Genomic DNA, 15,259 nt, shown 5'->3' with positions numbered 1-15,259 from the left:
CGTGCGTAGCGCGGGCCGCACGGGCCGGGGGCGCGCCGACTGGGCGCGCGTGCGCAGCGGTCTCCCGTTGGTGCCGTTCGTCGCCTTCGTCGCGGTGTTCCTGATCGTCCCCACGGTCACGGTGATCGTCAGCGCGTTCGTCTCCGACGGCGGGTTCACGCTGCGGCGGGTCGGGGCCCTGTTCACCGACACCGCGTTGCTGGCGCTGTGGCGCAGCCTGGTGCTGTCGGGCAGCACCGCGATCCTGGGGGCCGGGCTGGGTGCGGTGTTGGCCTGGCTGATCGCCGGCACCGCGGCCACCTCCGTGTTCCGCCGTGCGGTGCTGGCGATGTGCAGTGTGCTGGCCCAGTTCGGCGGCGTCGCGTTGGCCTTCGCGTTCCTGGCCACGGTCGGGCTCAACGGTGTGCTGACGCTGTGGGTGCAGCAGCATCTGGGGTGGGATCTGGCCGCCGGCGGGTGGCTGTACAGCCTGTCCGGCCTGGTGCTGGTCTACACCTATTTCCAGATCCCGCTGATGGTGATCGTGTTCCTCCCGTCGGTGGCCGGCCTGCGCGAGCAGTGGCGGGAGGCCGCGGTCAGCCTGGGCGCCTCCACCTGGCAGTACTGGCGTGAGGTGGCCGTGCCGTTGCTGACGCCGGCGTTCCTGGGTGGTGTGCTGTTGCTGTTCGCCAACGCCTTCGCCGCCTACGCCACCGCGGCGGCCCTGGTCAGCCAGGGCAGCCCGATCGTGCCGCTGCTCATCCGCTCGGCGCTGACCAGCGAGGTGGTGCTCGGGCAGTCCGGGTTCGCCTACGCGCTCGCACTGGAGATGGTGCTCGTGGTGGCCGTGGTGATGATCGCCTACAACGCGCTGCTGCGCCGCACCGCGAGGTGGGTGCGGTGAGGCGCGCCGGGGTGGGCTCGGGCCTGGTGCGGGCCGTGCTGTTCGCCGGGTTCGGGCTGTTCTTCCTGTTCCCCCTGTACGCGATGGCCGATTTCAGCACCCGCAACCTGCTGGCCGGCGGGCGCACGCTGCAGGCCTGGCGCAACCTCGTCGAGGACGACGCGCTGTACGCCTCGATCGTCGTGTCGCTGTCGCTGGCGGTGCTGACCGTGGTGGTGATGCTGGTCCTGCTGCTGCCGACGATGATCTGGGTGCGGCTGCGGGCACCGTGGGCCAAGGGCGCGGTGGAGTTCCTGTGCCTGCTGCCCCTGACCATCCCGGCGCTGGTCATCGTCGTGGGGCTGCGCAACGTCTACCTGTGGGTGACGTACTTCCTCGGGGAGTCGGCCCTGACGCTGACGTTCGTCTACGTGATCGTGGTGCTGCCGTTCGCCTACCGCGCCCTCGACGGCGCCCTGTCCTCGATCGACCTGCGCACCCTGTCGGAGGCGGGCCGCTCGCTGGGCGCCGGCTGGGGCACCACCATCACCCGGGTGGTGGTGCCCAACATCTGGGCGGGCATCCTCTCGGCGGCGTTCATCTCGATCGCGGTGGTGCTCGGCGAATACACCATCGCCTCGCTGTCGGGCTATCAGACGTTGCAGGTGCAGATCGTGGCCATCGGCAAGACCGACGGCCCGACGTCGGTGGCGGCCTCGCTGGCGGTGCTGCTCTTCGGCTTCGTGCTGCTGCTGGGTCTGTCCCTGGTGGGCGGCCGCGGCAGGCGGCGCGCCGGGGCCGGCGCCGTGCCCGTCGCGGCGGGAGGCAAGCCGTGAGCACCGAACGGGCCGGGGTGGCCGTCGATCTGACCGGGCTGACCCGGGTCTACGGACCGGTCAAGGCCCTCGACGGGTTCAGCCTGCACCTGCGGCCCGGCGAGCTGGTGGCCCTGCTGGGCCCCTCGGGCTGCGGCAAGACCACCGCACTGCGCATCCTCGCCGGGCTCGACGAACCGACGTCGGGCACGGTGGCCGTCGACGGCCACGACATCACCGCGGTGCCGGCCAACAAGCGGGACATGGGCATGGTCTTCCAGGCCTACAGCCTGTTCCCGCATCTGACGGTGCTCGACAACGTCGCGTTCGGGCTGAAGCTGCGGGGTCAGGGCGGGCAACGCCGTGCCACGCGGGCCGCCGAGATGCTGGAGCTGGTCGGGCTGGCCGAGCACCGGAGCAAGTATCCCGACCAGCTCTCCGGTGGCCAGCAGCAGCGCGTCGCGCTGGCCCGGGCGCTGGCGATTCAGCCGCGGGTGCTGTTGCTCGACGAACCGTTGTCGGCGCTGGACGCCAAGGTGCGGGTGCAGCTGCGCGACGAGATCCGCCGCGTGCAGCTGGAAGTGGGGACGACGACGCTGTTCGTCACCCACGACCAGGAGGAGGCGCTGGCCGTCGCCGATCGGGTGGGGGTGATGAGCCTGGGCACGCTGGAGCAGATCGCCGCCCCGGCCGAGCTCTACGAGCGCCCGGCCACCGCGTTCGTCGCCGACTTCGTCGGGCTGAACAACAAGATCGCCGCCACCGTCGCCGGCGGGCAGGCCCGGGTGCTCGGAGCGGACGTCCCGGTGCTGCCCGGATCGATCGCGTCGGGCCCCGGAGTGGCGATGGTGCGCCCGGAGTCGATCGCGGTGAGCGTCCCGGCCGGCCCCGATCTGCCGGGCGGCGCGACGGTTTCGGGGGTCTCCTTCCTCGGGCCGGTGTCGCGGGTCAGCGCGGTGCTGCCGGACGGCACCTCGCTGGTCGCCCAGATGCCGTCGTCGGCCTCGGCGGCGCTGCGGCCCGGCGCCGTGGTCGCGGTGGCCGTGGCGCCGGCGCCGGTGCTGGTCGTCGAGAACCCGGCCTGACCGATCCCAGTCCCAGATCCCAGTCCTAGATCCCGGGGCCGGATGCGAGATCCACCGGAATGGGCCAGGCTCGAAAGCGGACGGTTGGGCCGACGGCGAGTGGGGTAGTGATGGAGAGATGGACGTGACCGAACAAGACCCCAGCCCGCCCGACCCGACGGAGGGCAGCCACGTCGAGGACGGACTGGTCGAGCACCCGTCGTCGGACGATTTCGCGACCGCGCGCTCGCTTCCCGCGGACCGGACCTGGTTCAAGAAAGCGGTGTTCTACGAGGTCCTGGTGCGGGCCTTCTACGATTCCAACGCCGACGGAATCGGCGAGCTGCGCGGGCTGATCGAGAAGCTCGACTATCTGCAGTGGCTCGGCGTGGACTGCCTGTGGCTGCCCCCGTTCTACGACTCGCCGCTGCGCGACGGCGGCTACGACATCCGCGACTTCTACCGGGTGCTGCCGGAATTCGGCACGGTGGAGGATTTCGTCGCGCTGCTCGACGAGGCGCACAGCCGCGGCATCCGGGTGATCACCGACCTGGTGATGAACCACACCTCCGACACCCATCCCTGGTTCCAGGAGTCGCGCCGCGACCCGGACGGCCCCTACGGCGACTTCTTCGTGTGGAGCGACACCAGCGAGCCCTACGCCGACGCGCGGATCATCTTCGTCGACACCGAGGAGTCCAACTGGACCTTCGACCCGGTCCGCCGCCAGTTCTACTGGCACCGGTTCTTCTCCCACCAGCCGGATCTCAACTACGAGAACCCCGCGGTGCAGGAGGCGATGATCGACGTGCTGCGGTTCTGGCTGAGCCTGGGCATCGACGGTTTCCGCCTGGACGCCGTGCCGTACCTGTTCGAACGGGAGGGCACCAACTGCGAGAACCTCCCGGAGACCCACGCCTTCCTCAAACACTGCCGCAAGGTGATCGACGACGAGTTCCCCGGCCGGGTGCTGCTCGCGGAGGCCAACCAGTGGCCCGCGGACGTCGTCGAGTACTTCGGTGACCCCGACACCGGTGGCGACGAGTGCCACATGGCGTTCCACTTCCCGCTGATGCCGCGCATCTTCATGGCCGTGCGGCGCGAGTCGCGGTTCCCGATCTCGGAGATCCTCGCCCAGACGCCGCCGATCCCGGACATGGCCCAGTGGGGCATCTTCCTGCGCAACCACGACGAGTTGACGCTGGAGATGGTCACCGACGAAGAACGCGACTACATGTACGCGGAGTACGCCAAGGACCCCCGGATGAAGGCCAACGTCGGGATCCGCCGGCGGCTGGCCCCGCTGCTGGAGAACGACCGCAACCAGATCGAGCTCTTCACGGCGATGCTGTTGTCGCTGCCGGGGTCCCCGGTGCTCTACTACGGCGACGAGATCGGGATGGGCGACATCATCTGGCTCGGTGACCGCGACAGTGTGCGTACCCCGATGCAGTGGACCCCGGACCGCAACGCCGGCTTCTCGAAGGCGACACCGGGCCGGCTCTACCTGCCCCCGAACCAGGACGCCATCTACGGCTACCAGTCGGTGAACGTCGAAGCGCAGCTGGACAGTTCGACGTCGCTGATGAACTGGACGCGCACCATGCTCGCGGTCCGGCGCAAGCACCAGGCGTTCGCCACCGGCACCTTCCGGGAACTCGGCGGCTCCAACCCCTCGGTGCTGGCCTACGTGCGCGAGGATGTCGAGGAGGGCGCCGGCGGGGTCGACGGGTTTACCGACATCGTCCTGTGCGTCAACAACCTGTCCCGCTTCCCCCAGCCGATCGAACTCGATCTGCAGCCGTGGAGCGGATATACCCCGGTCGAGCTGACCGGGCGGGTACCGTTTCCGCGTATCGGACAACTGCCTTATCTGCTCACCCTGCCCGGGCACGGCTTCTACTGGTTCCAGCTGTGCCAGCTCGACGGTGCCGGCGACGCGTCGAGGGGGGTGGCCCCGTGAGTCTGCCCTTCCTCGAATGGCTGCCCGAACAACGCTGGTACGCGGGACGGGGACGCGAGCTGTCCTCGGCCGAGCCGGTCTCGGTGACGCCGCTGCGCGCCGATCTGGACCTGATGCTGGTGGAGGCGGTCTACGCCGACGGGGCCTCCGAGCGCTACCAGGTCCTGGTGAAGTGGGATTCCGAACCGCTGGCCGAGTACAGCGCCGTGGCCACCATCGGCGCCGACCACGACCGCATCGGCTATGACGCGCTCTACGACCACCACGCCGCCTCGTACCTGCTCTCACTGATCGACGCGTCCCGGCCGGTCGGCGAGGTGACGTTCCAGCGCGAACCCGACGTGACGCTGCCCGTCGACGCCCCGGCGCGGGTGTCGGGGGCCGAGCAGAGCAACACCAGCGTGATCTTCGACCAGCGGGCCATCCTGAAGGTCTTCCGCCGGATCAGTCCGGGCATCAACCCCGACATCGAGATCAACCGCGTGCTCGGCCGTGCGGGCAACCCGTACGTCGCGCGGCTGCTGGGAACGTTCGACACGACGTGGGACGGCCAACCCTGCCCGCTGGGCATGGTCACCGAGTTCGCCGCCAACTCGGCCGAGGGATGGGACATGGCCACCGCCAGCGCCCGCGACCTCTACGCCGAGGGCGATCTCTACGCCGACGAGGTGGGCGGCGATTTCGCCGGGGAGTCCTTCCGGCTCGGGGAGGCGGTCGCCTCGGTTCACCTGGCGCTGGCCGACGAGCTGGGCACCGGCACCGCGCAGTTCGCGCCGGAGACGCCGTTGCAGCGGCTGGCCGCCGCCGTGGCGGTGCTGCCCGAACTGGAGGAGTACCGCCCGGCGATCGAAGAGAGGTTCGCCAAGCTGGCCGGCGAGCCGATGACCGTTCAGCGGGTCCACGGCGACCTGCACCTGGGCCAGGTGCTGCGAACCCCCGAGACCTGGCTGGTGATCGACTTCGAGGGTGAACCCGGTGCGCCGCTGGAGGAGCGGCGCAGGCCCGATTCACCGCTGCGCGACGTGGCCGGGATGTTGCGGTCCTACGAGTACGCGGCCTACCAGCCGCTGGTCGGCCAGGGCGACAGCGGCGACAAGCAGCTCGCCGCGCGTGCCCGGCAGTGGATCGAACGCAACAGCGAGGCGTTCTGTGAGGGATACGCCGCCGCCGGCGGTGTCGATCCACGCCGGGCCGCGGACCTGCTGGCGGCCTACGAGCTGGACAAGGCCGTCTACGAGGCCGCCTACGAGGCGCGCTACCGCCCCGCCTGGCTGCCGATCCCGCTGCGCTCGATCAAGCGGCTGGTGGGCTGACCCGGCCGGTGCGGTCAGGCCATCTCGGGCACCCGCAGGTGCGCCAGCGCCAGGTCGAACTCGCATTCGTCGAGGATCTCGGCGCCGGTGTCGCGCACCGTCGCGACCTTGATCGCGTCGGTGGCGATCCGGCCGCGTCGCATCGCCAGGACGCTGTCGAAGGTCACCGAGGCCACCCCGAAACCGGACTCGCGGTCGACGAGCAGACTGGCGCTGCAGAAACCGTCGAGCTCCTCCAGGGCCGGGATGGTGGCCATCCGGTAGCCGTCGACGGCGCGGTCGGCCTGCTCGGGTTCGACCCGGGCCCAGGTCACCCGCACGCAGGCACCCTCCCGGGAGCGGTGGTGGCGGTGCAGCGCGGCGATCTCCCACTCGTCGACGGTGGGGCTGCCGCCCAGGATCTCGGCGGCCCGGTCCCGCAGCGCCCTGGTGGGATGCCGGCTGGCGTTGAGCGCCTCCTCGGACTGCCAGGCGGTGGTGGCGATGCACCGGCCGGTGAGCCGGTCGACCAGAAGCGACAGCCCGACGTAGCCGTCGAGCCCGGACAGCGCCGGCATCACGGTGTCGCGGATGTAGCCGAGTCCGGCGTCGATGGCCGAGGACCGTGCGTGGATCGTGGAACTACGGGCATGCATTCTCTGCCTCCATCGTCAGGGGCAGCGTCGCGACGGCGCCGCCGGGACGTTTTTCATCGTCCTCCGCCAAAGGCTGCGGGGCAATGCCCCGAAAAAGGTGGGGTTGCGGCGCCTATCATCGGCGCATGCAGGGATCGGTGACAGTGCGGATGAACGCCCCGGCCGAACAGATCTGGAACCTGGTGGCCGATGTGCGCAACACCGGCCGGTTCTCGCCGGAGGTCTTCGAATCCGAATGGCTCGACGGCGCGGACGGCCCGACGCTGGGCGCGAAGTTCCGCGGCCACGTCAAACGCAACGAGATCGGGCCGGTGTACTGGACGACGTGCCGGGTCACCGCGTGCGAACCGGGCCGCGAGTTCGGCTTCGAGGTGCTGGTGGGGGACCGGCCGGTCAACAATTGGCACTACCGCTTCGACCCGGTCGGCGACGAGACCTCCGACGAGACCGACGTGACCGAGTCGTTCCGGATGGCCTCCTCCCCGTTGACCACCCTGTTCGGCGTGTTCGGCGGTCAGCTGCGCAAGCGCCGCAACCTCCGGGACATGGAGACCACCCTGAGGCGCATCAAGGCCGTCGTCGAGGCCGAGGGCTGATCTCGCGCATCGAGTCAGACGTCATGCCGCCCGAAGCGGCGGGAACACCGGCATCACGTCTGTATCGATATCGATGCTCGGGGTTCAGGACACCGTCAGCGTGCAGTAGGTGCGCGCCGGAGACGGATACGGCCAGACGTAGTGGCCGACCTCCGTCGGGCACGCCCGCTGATCGCGCACCTCCAACCGGTTGGTGACCTGGACCAGCACGCCGGTGGCGGCGTCGGCGCCGGAGGTGCCGGGGGCCACGCACTCGGCCCTGCTGACCAGACCCATCGGCATCTGCAGCAGATAGCAGTGCTCGGCGAGCAGGTTGGGCACCAGGCACAGGGCGGCGGTCCGCGCGTCGGCGGCCGGGGCCGGGAAGTGCTGGTACTCGCTGCTGGGGCATGCGCCCGCCGCGCCGGTCAGCGCGCCGATGGTGTAGCTGGGGTCGGCGTTGCACGGTGCCCGGTGCGCCGTGACCGCGGCCGGCCCGGCGGTCTGCCCGGCCGGGGGCGAGGCCGGGGTCGAGGTCATGATCACGCAGTCACCGACGGCGAGGGTGCGGGACTGTTCGTCGAAGCCGACGCGGGCGTGGTGCAGGGCCGTCGCGGCGGCGACGACACCCACGATCAGGACGAGAACCGAGGCGAGAGCGAACGGAGCGCGCAGACTCCTCGGGCGGTGCGTCACCGCTCGAGGGTCCCAGACAACGCCCGCGGTGTCGCGGGCTTCCAGGTCTCTGCTTTATCACGAAATCCCGACGGCCCCCCGTGCGCCACGCCGGGTGTCGCCGGATTTTTGCGCGGACGGCGGGCCGGTCACGGAGAAACGTCGCGAATCCGGGTACCGGTCGACCCTAGGCAAGCCCTGTGAGGGCTGTCACACTCGGGCGCAGGAGGTAGGACCATGACCGTGGCAACGAACCGCGCCGGCATCGCACCGCGAGAGAACGGCGCCCCACCACCGCAGGTGCCGCTCTCCGACATCGACCTGGGCGCGGTGGAGTTCTGGGGCCGCGACGAGGACTACCGCGACGGGGCGTTCGCGACGCTGCGCCGCGAGGCGCCGATCGCCTTCTTCGAGGCACCGCCCATCTCCGGCTTCACCACCGGCGCCGGGCACTGGGCGTTGACGCGGTTCGACGACGTGCATTTCGCCAGTCGGCACCCCGAGATCTTCAGCTCCATCCCCACCAGTGTGTCGTTGTCCGACGTGGCGCCCGAGATCGCCGAGTTCAGCGGATCGATGATCAACCTCGACGATCCCCGCCACCAGCGGCTGCGTTCGATCGTCAACCGGGCGTTCACGCCGAAGATGGTGGCCCGGATCGAGCAGAGTGTGCGCGACCGGTCGCGGCGGCTGGTCGCCGACATGCTCGCCGACCATCCCGACGGCCGCGCCGACTTCGTCGCCTCGGTGTCGGGCCCGCTGCCGCTGCAGATCATCTGCGACATGATGGGCATCCCCGAGGAGGACGAACCGATGGTCTTCCATCTGACCAACGTCATCCTGGGGGCCGGCGACGACGAGGTGGCCGGCGACTTCGACACCGTCGTCTCCGCGGTCCTGCAGCTCGCCGAATACGGCACCGGGCTGGCCGAATCCCGCCGGTCGCACCCCGGCGACGACCTGACCACCAACCTGGTCGAGGCCGAGGTCGACGGGGAGCGGCTGAGCTCGACGGAGGTCGGCTCGTTCTTCATCCTGCTGTCGGCCGCGGGCAACGAGACCACCCGCAACGCCATCAGCCACGGGATGGTCGCGCTCACCCGCTACCCCGACGAGCGCGCCAGGTGGTGGGCCGACTTCGACGGGCTGGCCGTCTCGGCGGTCGAGGAGATCGTCCGGTGGGCCTCCCCGGTGATCTTCATGCGGCGCAACCTCACCGAGGACGTCGAGCTGGGCGGGGTGGCGATGAAGGCCGGCGACAAGGTGTCGATGTGGTACGCGTCGGCCAACCGCGACGAGACGCACTTCGACAACCCGTGGCGGTTCGACATCGCACGCGACCCCAATCACCACGTCGGATACGGGGCGGGCGGAGCGCATTTCTGTCTCGGGGCCAACCTGGCCCGCCGCGAGATCCGGGTGGCCTTCGAGGAACTGCGCCACCGGGTGCCCGACATCGTGGCGGCCGAGGAGCCGGCGATCCTGCGCTCGCCGTTCATCCACGGCATCAAACGCCTGCCGGTGGCCTGGTCGCCGGGCTGAGCCCGACCGGCTCACCGCTGACGTCGGTCGGCTTGGATACCGTGGGTGTCCCGATGGTCGGTCAGCGGAAGGGGGAGGCCGGTGGGTTTCCACATCCATCGAGCCGAGCGCACCGACCTGCTGGCCGACGGCCTGGCCGCACTGCTGAGCCGGCCGGCCGGCGACCCGTTCGCCCCGGAGCTGGTGCTGGTCCCCGCCCGGGGGGTGGAGCGCTGGCTGAGCCAGCGGCTCTCGCACGCGCTGGGGGCCGGGACCGACGCCGACGGCGTGTGCGCGGGTGTGTCGTTCCGGTCACCGCGGTCCCTGATCACCGAGATCACCGCCGCCACCCGCGACGACCCCGATGGCGACCCGTGGGCCCCCGAGGCCCTGACCTGGCCCGTGATGGCCGCCATCGACGAGAGCCTCGACCAGCACGCCGATGACGCCGAGGGCCGGCCGTGGTGGGCGGGCCTGGCCGCGCACCTGGGCCGTCTGCACGACGGCGCGGAGGCCGAGCTGCGGCGGGGACGGCGGTACGCGGTGGCCCGCCGCCTGGCGGGGCTGTTCGCCTCCTACACGGCGCAGCGCCCGCAGATGCCGGCCGACTGGCTGGCCGAGGATCCGACCGACGGCCTGGGCAACCGGCTCGACGCCGACCTGGACTGGCAGCCCGCGCTGTGGCGTGCCGTGGTCGACCGGGTCTGCGCCACCCGGGTGGGCGTCGAACCGCCGCACCTGCGCCACGCCGCGACGCTGGCCCGGCTGCGGCAGGGCCCCGTCGCGCTGCCCGCCCGGTTGTCGTTGTTCGGGCACACCCGGCTGGCGCGTACCGACATCGAACTGTTGGAGGCCCTGGCGACCCACCACGAGCTGCACCTGTGGCTGCCGCACCCCAGCGAAGACCTCTGGTCGGCGCTGGCCGACCGGCGCGGCCCACTGCCTCGCGCCCGCGACACCGGCCACCACGCGGCCCGCCACCCGCTGCTGGCCACCCTGGGGCGGGACCTGCGCGAGCTGCAGTCCACGCTGCCGGGCACCGGATCGCCGGGGGTCACCGACGAGGATCTCGGCCCGCCGCCCCGCCGCGACACCCTGTTGAGCTGGCTGCAGGCCGACATCGCCGCCAACGCGGTGCGTCCCGACGGCCGGGTGCTGGCCGCCGGTGACCGTTCGGTGCAGGTCCACAGCTGTCACGGGCCCGCGCGTCAGGTCGAGGTCCTGCGCGACGTGCTGCTGGGCGCCCTGGCCGACGATCCCACCCTGTCGCCGCGCGACATCCTGGTGATGTGCCCCGACATCGAGACCTACGCGCCGTTGATCGTCGCGGGTTTCGGCCTCGGGGAGGCCGCCGGGGGACATCCCGCCCACCGGCTGCGGGTGCGGCTGGCCGACCGCTCGCCGGCCCAGACCAACCCGCTGCTGGCGCTGGTGGCTCAGGTGCTCGGCCTGGTCGGGGGCCGCGCCTCGGCCAGCGAGGTCCTCAACATCGCCGAGACGCCGCCGGTGCGCGCCCGGTTCGGATTCACCGACGACGACATCGACGTCGTGACCCGCTGGGTGGGCGAGTCCGGCATCCGGTGGGGATTCGACCGCGAGCATCGAAACCCGTTCGGCCTGGGCGACTTCGTGCACAACACCTGGCGTTTCGGGCTGGACCGGGTGCTGTGCGGGGTGGCGATGTCCGACGACTCGCAGGGCTGGCTGGACACCACCCTGCCGCTCGACGACGTCGGCAGCAATCACGTCGACCTGGCGGGCCGGCTGGCCGAATTCGTCGACCGGCTCACCGCGGTGGCCGACTCGCTGACCGGCGTGCGGCCGCTGTCCGAATGGCTCGACCTGCTCGGTGCGGGAGTGGTGCGCCTGGCCGCCCTCGGCGCGGACGACGGCTGGCAGCTGGGCCAGCTGCAGCGGGAGTTCGCCGACATCCTCGAGCAGGCCGGTTCGTGGGACCCCACACCCATGCGGCTCAACGACATCCGCTCGCTGCTGGAGCGGCACCTGGCCGGCCGCCCGACCCGCGCCAACTTCCGCAGCGGGACACTGACCGTGTGCACCATGGTGCCGATGCGCTCGGTGCCGCACCGGGTGGTGTGCCTGGTTGGGCTGGACGACGGACTGTTTCCCCGGCAGGGCACCGCCGACGGTGACGACGTGCTGGCCCGCGAACCGGTGACCGGTGAACGCGACATCCGCTCCGAGGACCGCCAGCTGCTGCTCGACGCGATCACTGCCACCACCGAACGCCTGGTCATCACCTACACCGGGGCCGACGAACACACCGGTCGGCCGATGCCGCCCTGCGTGCCCCTGGCCGAGGTCCTCGACACCCTCGACCGCACCACCATGCGCCCGGTGCGCGGGGGCGCGGGGGACGGTGCGGCCGGGCACGGGATCGTGGTGCACCATCCGCTGCAGCCCTTCGACGTCCGCAACGTCACCCCCGGCGCGCTGGGCACCGCGGGCCCCTTCACCTTCGATCCGACCGCGCTGGTGGCCGCCGAGGCCGCCGCCGGCCGCTCCGTCGCAGCGGACGCCTCGAAAACGTTTCTGAGCGAACCGCTGCGGGCCCCGCCGACGGGGGCCGATGTGGGACTGGCGGAGCTGCTGGACTTCTTCGCCGACCCGGTGCGCGGCTTCTTCCGGGGCTTCGACGTGGCGCTTCCGGCGGACACCGAGACCGTCGAGGACGTGATCCCGGTCGAGATCGACGCCCTGCAGGCCTGGGCCGTGGGTGACCGCATGCTCGACGACATGCTGCGCGGACGCGACCCGCAGTGGGCGCTGCAGGCCGAATGGCGGCGCGGACTGCTGCCGCCGGGGCAGCTGGGCTGGCGGCAGGCCAAGACCATCTGCGAGACCGCCGAACGCCTGGCCGCCACGGCCCGCGGCTATCGCCGGGGCGAACCGCACGCCGTGGACGCCGACATCGCCCTGCGCCACGGCCGGCGCCTGACCGGCACGGTCAGCCCGATCCACGCCGACCGGATCGTCTCGGTCACCTATTCCACGCTGGCCGCCAAACACGTTCTGGCGGCGTGGATCCGACTGCTCGTGCTGGCCGCCGCCGAGCCGGGACGGGACTGGACGGCGGTGTGCGTCGGGCGCAGCCGCCGGCGCGTCACCGAACGCCGGTTCGCCGCCCCGCGGGACCCGGTGCCGCTGCTGGAGGACCTGGCGGCCATCCGCGACGCCGGCCTGCGCGAGCCGTTGCCGCTGCCGCTGAAGACCTCGCTGGCCTGGGCCGAGGCCCGCCACGACCGCGCCGACCCGTTCGAACCGGCGCGGCGGGCGTGGGCCTCCGGCAGGTTCGACGGTGAGGACGCCGCCGCGGCCCAGCAGCGCGCGTGGGGCGGCCGGGTCCCGCTGGCCGAGCTGCTCGGGCACCCGGGCCCGGGTGAGGAGGTACCCGGCGAGGCGACCCGGCTGGGGGCACTGGCGGCGCGGCTGTGGGCGCCGATGCTCGAGGCCGAACTGGAGGCCGACTGATGCGCACCTTCGATCTGTTCGGTGACCTGCCGGCGCCGGCGTCCACCACCGTGCTGGAGGCCAGCGCCGGGACGGGGAAGACGTTCGTGCTGGCCGCCCTGGTGACCCGCTACCTCGCCGAGGGGGTGGCCTCCCTCGACGAGATGCTGCTCATCACGTTCAGCCGGGCCGCGACCCAGGAGCTGCGCGAACGGGTGCGCGGGCAGCTGCTGGAGGCGCTGGAGGCGCTCGAGGAGCGGGCGCGGTGCCGGGTGTCCGGGGCGGCGGCACCCGAACCGGCCAACGATCTGATCGCCCACCTCGGCGGCGGAGACACCGAGCAGATCCTGTGGCGGGCGGCCAATCTGCGGCGCGCGCTGGCCGACTTCGACGCCGCCACCATCGCCACCACCCACCAGTTCTGTCAGGTGGTGCTGAAATCGCTGGGCGTCGCCGGAGACAACGATCCCGGCGTGACGCTGGTCGACAGCCTCGACGCGCTGACCGCCGAGATCGTCGACGACGTCTACCTCGCGCGGTTCGGCCGCCAGCAGCCCCGGCCGCCGCTGAGCCGCGACGACGCGCTGGCGCTGGCCCGGGAGGCGGTCGCCAACCCCGGCGCGGCGATCCGGCCGCTGGACCCCCCGGCGGGATCCGATGCGGCGGTGCGGGTGGACTTCGTGCGCCGGGTCCTCGCGGAGCTGGAGCCGCGCAAACGCCGGCTGCGCATCCAGGGCTACGACGACCTGCTCGGCCGGCTTGCGCAGGCGCTGGAACCGCCCGAGGCCCCGGCCCGGGCCCGGATGCGGCGCCGCTGGCGCATCGTGATGGTCGACGAGTTCCAGGACACCGACCCGATCCAGTGGCAGGTCATCGAGCGGGCGTTCTCCGGAACCTGCACGCTGGTGCTGATCGGCGATCCCAAACAGGCCATCTACGCCTTCCGCGGCGGGGACATCGCCACCTACCTGACGGCCGCGCACACCGCCGGGACGCGACAGACGCTGGCCACCAACTGGCGCAGCGACCGGGCACTGGTCGACGCCCTGCACGCGGTGCTGCGCGACACCGAGCTCGGCGACCCCGACATCGTGGTCCGCGACGTGACCGCCCGCCGCGACGACCACCGGCTCGCCGGGGCACCCCACAACGCCCCGTTCCGGCTTCGCGTGGTGCGGCGCGACCACTTCGGCCGGGACGGGACCGACCTCGTCCCCATCGGGGAGCTGCGCGACTACATTCCGCGCGATCTGGCCGCCGATCTCGCCGAGTTGCTCGGCTCGGGGGCCACCTTCGCCGGTCGCGCGCTGACCGCCGGCGACGTCGCGGTGATCGTGGAGAACCACCGTGACGCCCGCGCGTGCCGGGACGCGTTGGGCCGGGCCGGGATTCCGTGCGTCTATTACGGCGACTCGGATGTGTTCGCCTCCCCGGCGGCGGCCGACTGGCTGTGCCTGTTGGAGGCCATGGAGCAGACCCACCGGTCCGCGATGGTGCGGGCGGCCGCGCTGACGATGTTCTTCGGCGAGACCGCGCAGTCGCTGGCCGCCGGCGGTGAGGCGCACACCGATCGGATCGCGACCACGCTGCGGGAGTGGGCCGACCACGCCCGTCAGCACGGTGCGGCCGCGGTGTTCGAGTCGGCGAACCTGGCCGGCATGGGCAGCCGGGTGCTGGCGGCCCCCGGCGGGGAACGCAACATGACCGACCTGGCGCACCTGTCGCAGCTGCTGCAGGAGGCCGCGCACCGCGACCGGCTCTCGCTGCCGGCGCTGGCCGAACTGTTGCGCAGCAGGGGCACTCCGAAGGACGGCGACGCCGAGCGCAGCCGACGCCTGGACAGCGAGTCGGCCGCCGTGCAGATCATGACCGTGTGGGCCAGCAAGGGCCAGCAGTTCCCGCTGGTGTATCTGCCGTTCGCGTTCAACCGCTACGTCGCCGACCGTGACTGCGTGCTCTACCACGACCCCGACGGCACCCGATGCGTGCACGTCGGGGGCAAACGCAGCCCGGACTTCGGTGCGGTGTCCACCCGCGGCGCCGCCGAGTCGGCGGGGGAGGCGCTGCGTTTCGCCTATGTCGCGCTGACCCGGGCGCAGTCGCAGGTCATCGCGTGGTGGGCGCCGACCCGCGACGAGGTCCACGGCGGGCTGTCCCGGCTGCTGCGGGGCAGGTCGATCGGCGCCGCGCGGGTTCCCGACCAGTGCACCGACACCGTCACCGACGAGGCCGCGCTGCAGTGCTTCTCGTCCTGGGAGGCCGCGGGCGGACCCAGCGTGGAGGACGCCGTGCCCGCCGCGGACCTCCTCGCGTGCGGGTGCCCCCCTCGCGCTCTTCTTTCTCTTATACACATATCCGACCCTAC

General features: G+C 71.8%; 11 protein-coding genes. 9 read left to right on the top strand and 2 right to left on the bottom strand.

Annotated features, from left to right (window positions below):
* Nucleotide 1: 1 nt before the first annotated feature.
* From CSR00_RS13005 to CSR00_RS12985, 5 genes are all read left to right on the top strand, one after another.
* A complete protein-coding gene (locus CSR00_RS13005) occupies nucleotides 2–883 on the top strand; it encodes an ABC transporter permease (protein ID WP_099022824.1) in 882 nt (293 codons plus the stop codon).
* 83 nt (nucleotides 884–966) lie between these two features.
* On the top strand, nucleotides 967–1,698 hold the full coding sequence (locus CSR00_RS13000) for an ABC transporter permease (RefSeq protein ID WP_141564353.1): 732 nt from the start codon (nucleotides 967–969) through the stop codon (nucleotides 1,696–1,698).
* Complete coding sequence (locus CSR00_RS12995; protein ID WP_245905985.1) at nucleotides 1,695–2,762, top strand: ABC transporter ATP-binding protein; 1,068 nt, start codon at nucleotides 1,695–1,697, stop codon at nucleotides 2,760–2,762. The genes CSR00_RS13000 and CSR00_RS12995 overlap by 4 nt, the downstream gene beginning before the upstream one ends.
* 124 nt (nucleotides 2,763–2,886) lie before the next feature.
* Entirely contained in the window at nucleotides 2,887–4,704 is a 1,818-nt protein-coding gene (treS, locus tag CSR00_RS12990) for a maltose alpha-D-glucosyltransferase (RefSeq protein WP_407662437.1), read from the top strand.
* Nucleotides 4,701–6,017: a maltokinase N-terminal cap-like domain-containing protein gene (locus CSR00_RS12985; protein WP_099022822.1), complete on the top strand. Its 1,317-nt coding sequence runs from the start codon at nucleotides 4,701–4,703 to the stop codon at nucleotides 6,015–6,017. The genes treS and CSR00_RS12985 overlap by 4 nt, the downstream gene beginning before the upstream one ends.
* A gap of 14 nt (nucleotides 6,018–6,031) precedes the next feature.
* On the opposite strand, the gene CSR00_RS12980 is transcribed toward CSR00_RS12985, so the two are convergent.
* Nucleotides 6,032–6,652 (bottom strand): hypothetical protein, encoded by a 621-nt coding sequence (locus tag CSR00_RS12980; protein ID WP_099022821.1) that lies wholly within the window; start codon nucleotides 6,650–6,652, stop codon nucleotides 6,032–6,034.
* A 125-nt stretch (nucleotides 6,653–6,777) separates the two neighbouring features.
* Here CSR00_RS12980 and CSR00_RS12975 point away from each other — a divergent pair, with 125 nt between their 5' ends.
* Nucleotides 6,778–7,248: an SRPBCC family protein gene (locus CSR00_RS12975; RefSeq protein ID WP_099022820.1), complete on the top strand. Its 471-nt coding sequence runs from the start codon at nucleotides 6,778–6,780 to the stop codon at nucleotides 7,246–7,248.
* 84 nt (nucleotides 7,249–7,332) lie between these two features.
* Here the strand turns inward: CSR00_RS12975 and CSR00_RS12970 are convergent, their stop codons facing one another.
* The gene (locus CSR00_RS12970; protein ID WP_245905984.1) at nucleotides 7,333–7,923 is read right to left on the bottom strand and encodes a hypothetical protein; all 591 of its coding nucleotides are present in this window, start codon (nucleotides 7,921–7,923) and stop codon (nucleotides 7,333–7,335) included.
* Nucleotides 7,924–8,139: 216 nt separating this feature from the next.
* On the opposite strand from CSR00_RS12970, the gene CSR00_RS12965 reads away from it, so the two are divergent.
* The 3 genes from CSR00_RS12965 to CSR00_RS12955 all read left to right on the top strand — a co-directional run.
* Nucleotides 8,140–9,444, top strand: coding sequence for a cytochrome P450 (locus tag CSR00_RS12965; protein ID WP_099022819.1), 1,305 nt, complete (start codon nucleotides 8,140–8,142; stop codon nucleotides 9,442–9,444).
* Between the two features lie 81 nt (nucleotides 9,445–9,525).
* The gene (gene recC, locus CSR00_RS12960; protein WP_099022818.1) at nucleotides 9,526–12,915 is read left to right on the top strand and encodes an exodeoxyribonuclease V subunit gamma; all 3,390 of its coding nucleotides are present in this window, start codon (nucleotides 9,526–9,528) and stop codon (nucleotides 12,913–12,915) included.
* A partial coding sequence (locus CSR00_RS12955) for a UvrD-helicase domain-containing protein (RefSeq protein ID WP_141564351.1) occupies nucleotides 12,915–15,259 on the top strand: 2,345 nt, incomplete at its 3' end. The genes recC and CSR00_RS12955, both read left to right, overlap by 1 nt.

The sequence above is a fragment of the Mycolicibacterium palauense genome, from assembly GCF_002592005.1.
Taxonomy (GTDB): domain Bacteria; phylum Actinomycetota; class Actinomycetes; order Mycobacteriales; family Mycobacteriaceae; genus Mycobacterium; species Mycobacterium palauense.
The sequence above is the reverse complement of the archived record's forward strand: the minus strand, read 5'-3'. Positions and strand labels throughout refer to the sequence as shown.